At 68.7% G+C, this 409-nt stretch carries 1 protein-coding gene; it reads left to right on the forward strand.

The features are described 5' to 3' along the window. The coding region (locus tag ACEWB7_RS18240; RefSeq protein WP_411581123.1) for an SGNH/GDSL hydrolase family protein at positions 1-409 on the forward strand (409 nt) is incomplete at both ends.

A 409-nucleotide genomic window follows, 5' to 3' on the forward strand; every position in this document is an offset into this window, starting at 1 on the left:
CTGCAGAACGCAGGCGCGCGCTACATCCTGGTGCCCACCATCCCCGATCTGGGCGTGACGCCGGGTTTCCGCGCGCAGGGTGCGGCCGCGGCCGCGGCGGGCACGCAACTCTCCGCCACCTACAACACCGCGCTGTTCAACGCGATCGATACGGCCGGCCTGCGGGTCATTCCGCTTGACACGTTCTCCCTGCTGCGCGAAATCGTCGCCAGCCCGGCCGAGTACGGCTTCGCCAATGTCACGGGTACGGCCTGCCAGCCGCAGATCACCGCCAACTCGCTGACCTGCAACCCGACCTCGTACGTCAGCCCGAATGCGCCGGATACCTACGCCGTCGCCGACGGCGTGCACCCCACCTCGAAGGCGCACAGCATCCTGTCGCAGTACGCCGTGGCGATGCTGGAAGGCC

This window comes from Acinetobacter sp. NIOH-H-8, assembly GCF_046635365.1.
GTDB lineage: Bacteria > Pseudomonadota > Gammaproteobacteria > Pseudomonadales > Moraxellaceae > Acinetobacter.